This window comes from Paenibacillus sp. VTT E-133280 (genome assembly GCF_002264385.1).
Classification (GTDB): domain Bacteria; phylum Bacillota; class Bacilli; order Paenibacillales; family Paenibacillaceae; genus Paenibacillus_AQ; species Paenibacillus_AQ nitricinens.
The window spans coordinates 1-7505 of the sequence record NZ_NFUX01000132.1 but is presented as its reverse complement, the minus strand read 5'-3'; the positions used below and the strand labels follow the sequence as shown (position 1 = coordinate 7505).

Sequence of the window (7505 nt, the reverse complement as noted above, 5' to 3'; positions counted from 1 at the left end):
GAGATTCATTGCAACACTTTTTTTCAAATATTTAAAAACCATAAATCAAGTATTAATGATTTCACTCTATCTTTATATACTGTTGCCTTGTATACATTCCATAATATAAAAGAAAAACAACTGCAAAAGATATCAGTTGTTTTTAGAAGAGAGCTTAGAAGAATCTAAATTAATTCCGCTTCCTTCGCTCCAGTAATTACGGAAACGATACTGTTTCGAAGTATCTCCGCATTATAGGCCTGGTATGGATCAACATTGAAAACAACAGCATCTGCAATAAAACCCTCTGCAATTTGCCCCAGCTCATTTCCATTCCCTAGAATATCAGCAGCGCTTTTAGTAGCAGATTGCCATGCTTCTTTGCGTGTTAAGCCATAATCAATCAACGTATCCAGCTCTTGAAGGTTATAACCATGTAATGAAGGTGTAGCATAATCTGTACCGAATCCTATACGAACGCCTTCTCTTTTTGCATAATTAATGGCTTTGGAATGCGATTCAACAGCGCGGGCAGCTCGTTCGCAAATAATCGGGTTCAAGGCTAGAACGCCTTTCGGATCTGCAGCAATGCGATAGATAGATGTAGTAGGTACAAAAGCCACCCCTGAACTAGAAAGTCTCCCTGCCTGATCTTCAGTTAGAAACATCCCATGCTCTATAGATTCCACGCCGGCCTGAATGGACCAGTCTATCGTTACTCCACCCCAGGTATGAACCAGTACCTTCTTATCATAAGCATGTGCATTACGAACAATGAATTCGAACTCTTCTTCGGAAAAGATCGGATCTACGACTTTCTCGGTGGGTGCCCCAAGACCGCCTGTGGCCATGATTTTTATCCAGCCCGCTCCTGTAGCAAAGATTTGCCCCATCCGTTGTTCCAAATACTTAAGTCCACGGGCATCTGCTGCTCCAAGCATCTCACTGCTCGTATGCACTCTTAAAGGCTGCTGATACTGCTGAACAAGATGCTTCACTGTGCTGGGGGTAATTCCCCCTGCATCCCGTACAGTCGTTACACCAGTCCTTAGAGTAGCCTCAAATGCTTGCGCCTGCATGGCCTCGATCTGATGGGAGTCGCGCTTCAATTGGTCCGTATGATCAAAGTCTGTCCAAGCAAGATGCGTATGAAGATCAATAATACCAGGCGTTATCCATAGTTCTGTGCCTGTAGGAGTTGTATTATTTTGTTGCGGCTTCGCTTCAGTAATAGATGAAAAATAGCCATCCTTGATCACAACATTAAAACGTTTTCCTTCGATGCCTGCTATATGAATATCCATGAATGTATGTAGCTCTGGATGCTTATGGATCATCTTCATTCCCCCCAAGCCAGCCGAACAGCTTGTAATGCCTGATCAGGGTTTTGTTTCAACAACTCAGCAAGCGTTGACATGGCTTCCTCTACACTTTTACGAGCAGCATTTGTTCCAAAATGATTGATCCGCAAAAGATGTCCAAATAATTCTCCGTCTCCTGGAGCCACAATGCCTATAGGTTTTTCGATCTGCAAGTCTTGCCTTCCACCAATCCGAACCGTTGTAGTCAGTGTAGAATAATGTCTGCTGTCCTTTTGCCAAGGCTCAAGCCCCAAGCATTCTATACCCGCTAATGTAGCAGCTGCAGCCCTTTCATGACGCTGAATGATTTGCTCCAATCCCTCTTCTTCAATTCGTGTCAAGGTCAGGATCAAAGCTCTAGCCTCTAATGTCGGAATATTTGGAGCAACTCGTAGTGGCGCGGCGCCATCCAGCGAAGGTTTGAGATCCAGCAAGGACAAAATGGAGTTACGTGGTGCATTTTTATTAGACTCAAGAAATTTCCAGCCACGTGGTGAAATACTGACGGCGCTAACGCCGTTAGGTCCAGCCAAGGCTTTTTGCGCGCCTATCACAGCAAAATCAACTCCCCATTCATCGACCAGTAACACCTCTCCCCCAACCGCAGAAACCGAGTCCGTCACAGTAATGAGATTGTACTCCTTTGCAATCCTGAATATTTCTTTAGCCGGATTAGATCCACCTGTAACCACTTCAGCCTGAACAAAGGAAAGGGCACAAGGGTTAAACTCTTTAATTGCGGAAGCAACTTGGTCTCCAGTGACCACTTCATCAAAAGGAACCTTTACTTCAATTACCGTTGCTCCTCCCCGCTCAAGCCATTTTCCAAATAGACTTCCATAGGGACCTGTTACTACATTTACAATGGTTCGACCAGGCGCGGCTATTCCTGCAGCTACTGCCTCGATTCCCAGAATTGCCTCAGCTGGGATGATAACTGGTGGATGCTCAGTAAACAAGATTGTAGAAATTAATTCTGTAAGCTTATTATACTCAGTCACTGAAAGTGGCACATGTATATTATGTTCTGGGCTCATAAGAAACCTCCTGATGTACTTGATTTTGGCATTTTAGGAACCGCCGACAACAGCTCGTAACTATATTCATGTTTAGGCCGGATGAAGAATTGATCCCTGGGACTCTGCTCCACGAGCTTTCCTTGCCGCATAACTGCTACCGTATCGCTAATTGCATTGATAACTCCTAGATCATGGGAAATAAAAAGCATAGTGAGATTAAGCTCAGTTTTCAGCGTATTGAACAGCTCGAGCACACTAAGCTGCACAGATACATCCAGCGCGCTCGTAGGTTCATCGGCGATCAGGATATTTGGTTCAACGCTTAATGCACGAGCGATCGCTATCCGTTGCCGCTGACCACCAGAAAATTCGTGAGGGAATTTATCTAAAGCCTTTTGCTCCAAATGAACCTGGTTCAAAAGCTCTTTACATCTTTGCTCAACGCCCGAACGTCCCACTATTTTATGAAACAATAAGGGCTCGGAAAGAATTTGCCTAATCGAATGCTTTGGATTCAGCGATGCATCAGGATTTTGAAAGATCATCTGGATTATTTTACGATGCTCCCGGCTTCTTTTCTTTTTTAACTCTTGGGTACCTAACAGGATCTTTCCCTCATGCGGGGCAATCAGTCCAGCAATTACTCGAGCCAGCGTAGATTTGCCTGAGCCGGATTCTCCAACAAGTCCAAGAGTGGTGTGCTGCTCAAGATTCAGATTGATACAGTCCAGTGCAGTAAATCCGCCATAGTGAACAGTTAAATCTTTTATTTGCAAGGCTAGTTCCATAAGTCTCTACTCCCTTCAAGCTCTGGCAAAGGAAGCACCGAATCAATCAGCATCTGTGTGTAAGGGTCGGATGGATTTTGCAAAATATCAAGGGTAGCGCCATGCTCAACAATCTGCCCTTGTTTCATTACACATAGGCGTGAGCATAAGCTGGCTGCAATCGCGAGATTATGGGTTACAAAAATCATGGCAAAACTGAGCTCCTGCTGGAGGTTCGTGATCGTTTCAATAATTTGCCGTTGAACCGTGACATCCAGCGCCGTTGTCGGCTCATCACAGAGAAGAATGCCTGGCTTGCATGCCAGTGCCAAAGCGATGACTACCCGTTGACACTGACCGCCTGACAGCTGACTTGGATATCGGTCCTTTTTCTTTAAAGAATCAGGGAGACCAAGCCTTTCGAGTAGCTCCAGCGCAATCATTCGCGAAGCCTTTCGGCTTACTCTCTGTCTGTAATACACGACTTCAGCCAGCTGATTGACAACCATACAGAGTGGATCAAGCGCACCTCTCGGGTCTTGAAACACCATCGCACTGCTTACGTCACTCTTAATGGTGCCACCTGTCTGTTCAACACCATTTGGAAGTAGTCCCAGAATTGCACGCAGCGTAAGCGATTTTCCTGAACCCGACTCACCTACTAATCCTAGACTCTCCCCTTTGCTCAGCGAAAAGCTAACATTGTTGACTAATCTCTCTTTTGACTTTGCAGCCAGCGATAGTGCATTTATTTCTAAAATGGGTTGTATAGACATCATTTTTTCCTCCATATGTCTGCCAAACCATCACCTAGGAGCGACAAAGCTATTCCGGTATACACCACTGCAAATCCTGGGACAGCTGAGAGCCACCAAGCTGTAGTGATGAAGGGTTGTCCATCCGAGATCATAGTTCCCCAGTCTGGAGTTGGCGGTGTAATACCGATCCCAAGATACCCTAGTGTAACAATGGCAACAAGCAATCCAATCATGTCTGTCATAAGAACGACCACGGCTTGCGGAAGCACATTGGGCAGCAGATGACGCAAAATAATTTTTACTCCGGGTAGCCCTAAGGTTTGAGCGGATGCCACCCATTCCTGATTGCGAAAAGATGCGCTAAGACCTCTCACTACACGAGCAAAAACAATCCAACCTACAAGGATAAACGTAATATAGATGCCTCGTTCTCCTGCTCCACTGGCAAAAGCCACGATAATGACGATTAGATAAAAAGGAAAAGCGATCAACGTATCTGACAGCAGCGTAATAACTGTATCAATCCATTTGCCGTAATATCCTGCTAGCATTCCTAGAAACACACCTATACAAAAGGGAATGATTTCTGCCAAGACCATGATTTTTAAATCCGTCCTCGCTGCATAAATCAATCTAGTAAACAGATCACGTCCCAGTTGGTCTGTTCCCAACCAATGCTCGGCTGATGGAGGCTGTAGAAAGGCACTCAAATTTTGCTCGGAGGGATCATAGGGACTTATATACGGTATGAATACAGTCAAGAACATAAGAGCTGCAAACATAATAATTCCCACTAGAAGTGAAGGGGTATTCCATATTCGCTTTAAGCCACTAGTCATCTTGCCACCCTCATACATTCGTGGCTCTAGTCTTATAGTTTTCATTGTTTTCCCTTCGTTCTGGGATCAAGCCACCAAGAAATGATTTCAATCAAGAGACTGATGATCACAACAGCTAACGCACAGTAAAGTGCTATTCCTTGAATAACCGGAAAGTCCCGTTTCGAAATTGAAGTGAATAACAAGCTGCCAATTCCCTTTATTCCAAACACCTGTTCAACGACCAATGTGCCGCCAATTAGATAAGAAATATTCACACCCATCAGCATCAGTGTTGGAAGAGCCGAATTACGCAGCACATGTTTAAGTAAAATAACCCTGCTTGGTATTCCGGCAGCCTTAAGTGTAACTACAAAATCCGATTCTAACACTTCAAGCATCTGTGCTCTTAACGAACGGACCAGCGTAGGAATCTGTGAGAAAGCAACGGTGATTGCCGGAAGTGCAAGACTGTGCAAGGTTCCAATCCACCCTTCACTTACTCCCCCAACGGGGAACCAGCCAAGCCGGACACTAAAGAGCAAAATTAAAAGTAAGCCAACCCAGAAGATTGGCATACCCAAAGTTATTGTAGGAAAAATACGTATTAAATGATCCAGCAGTTTATCCTTATGCGTAGCTGCTACTGTAGCAAGCAGAAGCGATACCAAAATCGCCAACACACACGCTATTACTATGAGCAACAATGTGACAGGGGCTCGCTGCATAATCAACTCTCTTGTTGATGTACCCATAACAATGGAGTTTCCGGTATCCCCCTGAGTAAATAGCGTCTTCAGAAATCGCAGGAACTGCTCCCACAAAGGGAGGTCCAGCCCAAGAGTATGATGCATACTCTTAAGCGCCTCAGGGGTACTGTATTCTCCCAATATCATTTTAGCTGGATCTCCAGGCACAATCCGGATGATGAAAAAGACTGCTATCATTACGCAGCAGATTACTGCCAGCGCTTTTATAAGTGATATCACAAGCCAGTTGTAAGAGTCTTTGCTTCCTCTCGGTTGATTTAACACCTGCTTAAGATTCGTCATTGGCTGATGCGGACATCTTCGAAACGGGCGCTACCGTTAGGTAGAACAACAAGGCCGTCGACTGAAGAACGGATACCTTTCAGAACATCTGGATAATAAAGCGGAATATACGGCACTTCATCAGCAAGTGTCTGCAGCAGCTTAGTATAGATTTGCGCACGGCCATCGCCATCCGCTGTTTTTTGGCCCTCATATAGCAGCTTCGTTACTTCATCATTCGTATAATGGGTCCAATATGATTTGCTGAAGCCTTCCGGATCAGTTTGAAAAGCAATAATCGAGTTCGCTTCTGGGGAGTCGGCTTGACCACTGTTGAGCATTGCGGCGAAATCATATGCAAAGAACCGTTCACGGAAAGTAGCAAGCTCAATCGACTCAATCTCAATTGTAATCCCGATCGTTTGACCCGCTGCCTGAATAATTTGTGCTTCTTGTGCTCTTGTACTATTGCCGGAAGCTACAAGTAATTTAGTAGTGAATCCATTAGGGAAGGCAGATTTAGCAAGCTCCTCCTTGGCCGCCTCGACATTGAAGTTCAGAGCCTTAATTGTATCATTGGAGTTATAAGGAATCGTTGTTGGCAGCAATGAGTTTGCCGTCTGTGCATATCCAAAGGTTAACGCTTTGGTCAAGCCTTCACGATCAAGCGCCAGAGCCAGAGCGCGGCGAACATGCACATCCGAAAAATGTTTATCCAGCGTATTAAAGAACAATTGCTCTGTTACCCAACTACCATTAGTAATTACTTTTGTGTCAGCTCCATCTTTGATCTCATTGGCATTTTGCAGCGCTAAAGATTCAATAGCATTAACTTCTCCAGCTTTCAGCTGATTGATTGCTTGACTATCATCCTCAATCAACTTATAAACTAGCTTATCAATATATGGTTTACCTTCTTGCCAGTAGAATTTATTCTTAGTGAAGGTCAGATCACCCGCTGTATCCCATGATTCAACCACAAAGGGCCCCGTTCCGATGGGCTTCTTAAAGAATTCTTCTTCGGGAACTCCACCAAAATGGTTAGGCAAGATGCCATTTGAGAAATTGGATAGCTCTGAGATAAATGGTGTATAAGGCTCTTTAAGCGTAATAACAAGCGTTTTGTTATCTTGCGCTTTGATTGCGTCCACCTTTGCAGATATTGCCAGTGGGCCGCCAACCTTCAAGTGGCGCTCAAGGGAGAATACAGCATCTTCCGCAGTCACATCCGTACCGTTTGAAAACTTCAGACCCTCACGAAGTTCAAAAGTATACGTCAATCCATCCTCACTAATACTGTGTGACTTCGCAAGCCAATCTACAATTTCGCCCTTGCTGTCAAAAGCAACCAACGATTCAAATACTTTGTCGATAGCAAAAGCATTGTTGGACGTAATCTGGTTATGCAGATCCAGCGAGGTTACAGAAGCAGGCCGACCATAGACGAAGGTTCCTCCTGCTGCCGGCTCTGCTGCTTGAGGACTCTGAGTTGCTGCACTCGCATTTTCCGAAGCTTCCTTATTGGAATCAGCCTTATTAGTAGATCCGGAGCAACCCGCGATTACCATCAATAGTAATATTGATATTGCCCCAAACAGAAGCGGCTTCTTAAAAGATAAATTAAAATATGACATACTCCATTCCCCCTACAATTCATATATGTTTAGTATGAATTGTATTATGGGTTAAACACTGTAGTCTGTCAAACAAAATTTAAATCGTACTAACCCTTTAAGTAAATAAATACAACAAAAAGACCACTGTCGATGACT

General features: G+C 44.4%; 7 protein-coding genes. All 7 read right to left on the bottom strand.

The window, feature by feature from the left end; all coding sequences use genetic code 11:
• Nucleotides 1-164: 164 nt before the first annotated feature.
• The 7 genes from CA600_RS30180 to CA600_RS30150 are packed head-to-tail and all read right to left on the bottom strand — an operon-like array spanning nucleotide 165 to nucleotide 7367.
• Nucleotides 165-1316: an amidohydrolase family protein gene (locus tag CA600_RS30180; RefSeq protein ID WP_094874774.1), complete on the bottom strand. Its 1152-nt coding sequence runs from the start codon at nucleotides 1314-1316 to the stop codon at nucleotides 165-167.
• A gap of 2 nt (nucleotides 1317-1318) precedes the next feature.
• On the bottom strand, nucleotides 1319-2377 hold the full coding sequence (locus CA600_RS30175) for a pyridoxal-phosphate-dependent aminotransferase family protein (RefSeq protein WP_094874773.1): 1059 nt from the start codon (nucleotides 2375-2377) through the stop codon (nucleotides 1319-1321).
• A complete protein-coding gene (locus CA600_RS30170; protein ID WP_094874772.1) occupies nucleotides 2374-3147 on the bottom strand; it encodes an ABC transporter ATP-binding protein in 774 nt (257 codons plus the stop codon). The genes CA600_RS30175 and CA600_RS30170 overlap by 4 nt, the downstream gene beginning before the upstream one ends.
• Complete coding sequence (locus CA600_RS30165; RefSeq protein WP_094874771.1) at nucleotides 3138-3902, bottom strand: ABC transporter ATP-binding protein; 765 nt, start codon at nucleotides 3900-3902, stop codon at nucleotides 3138-3140. The genes CA600_RS30170 and CA600_RS30165 overlap by 10 nt, the downstream gene beginning before the upstream one ends.
• Complete coding sequence (locus tag CA600_RS30160) at nucleotides 3902-4768, bottom strand: ABC transporter permease (RefSeq protein ID WP_094874770.1); 867 nt, start codon at nucleotides 4766-4768, stop codon at nucleotides 3902-3904. The genes CA600_RS30165 and CA600_RS30160 overlap by 1 nt, the downstream gene beginning before the upstream one ends.
• The gene (locus tag CA600_RS30155) at nucleotides 4765-5754 is read right to left on the bottom strand and encodes an ABC transporter permease (protein ID WP_256990085.1); all 990 of its coding nucleotides are present in this window, start codon (nucleotides 5752-5754) and stop codon (nucleotides 4765-4767) included. The genes CA600_RS30160 and CA600_RS30155 overlap by 4 nt, the downstream gene beginning before the upstream one ends.
• Nucleotides 5751-7367 carry an ABC transporter substrate-binding protein gene (locus tag CA600_RS30150; RefSeq protein ID WP_094874769.1) on the bottom strand — a complete coding sequence of 539 codons (1617 nt, stop codon included), beginning with the start codon at nucleotides 7365-7367 and terminating at the stop codon, nucleotides 5751-5753. Before CA600_RS30150 ends, CA600_RS30155 begins: the two co-directional genes overlap by 4 nt.
• Nucleotides 7368-7505 lie beyond the last annotated feature (138 nt).

Bases quoted from the DNA above. Each gene is read 5' to 3' on its own strand.
- CA600_RS30165 (WP_094874771.1), bottom strand. From the start codon at position 3,902: ATGTCTATACAACCCATTTTAGAAATAAATGCACTATCGCTGGCTGCA.
- CA600_RS30180 (WP_094874774.1), bottom strand. From the start codon at position 1,316: ATGATCCATAAGCATCCAGAGCTACATACATTCATGGATATTCATATA.
- CA600_RS30170 (WP_094874772.1), bottom strand. From the start codon at position 3,147: ATGGAACTAGCCTTGCAAATAAAAGATTTAACTGTTCACTATGGCGGA.
- CA600_RS30160 (WP_094874770.1), bottom strand. From the start codon at position 4,768: ATGAAAACTATAAGACTAGAGCCACGAATGTATGAGGGTGGCAAGATG.
- CA600_RS30175 (WP_094874773.1), bottom strand. From the start codon at position 2,377: ATGAGCCCAGAACATAATATACATGTGCCACTTTCAGTGACTGAGTAT.
- CA600_RS30155 (WP_256990085.1), bottom strand. From the start codon at position 5,754: ATGACGAATCTTAAGCAGGTGTTAAATCAACCGAGAGGAAGCAAAGAC.
- CA600_RS30150 (WP_094874769.1), bottom strand. From the start codon at position 7,367: ATGTCATATTTTAATTTATCTTTTAAGAAGCCGCTTCTGTTTGGGGCA.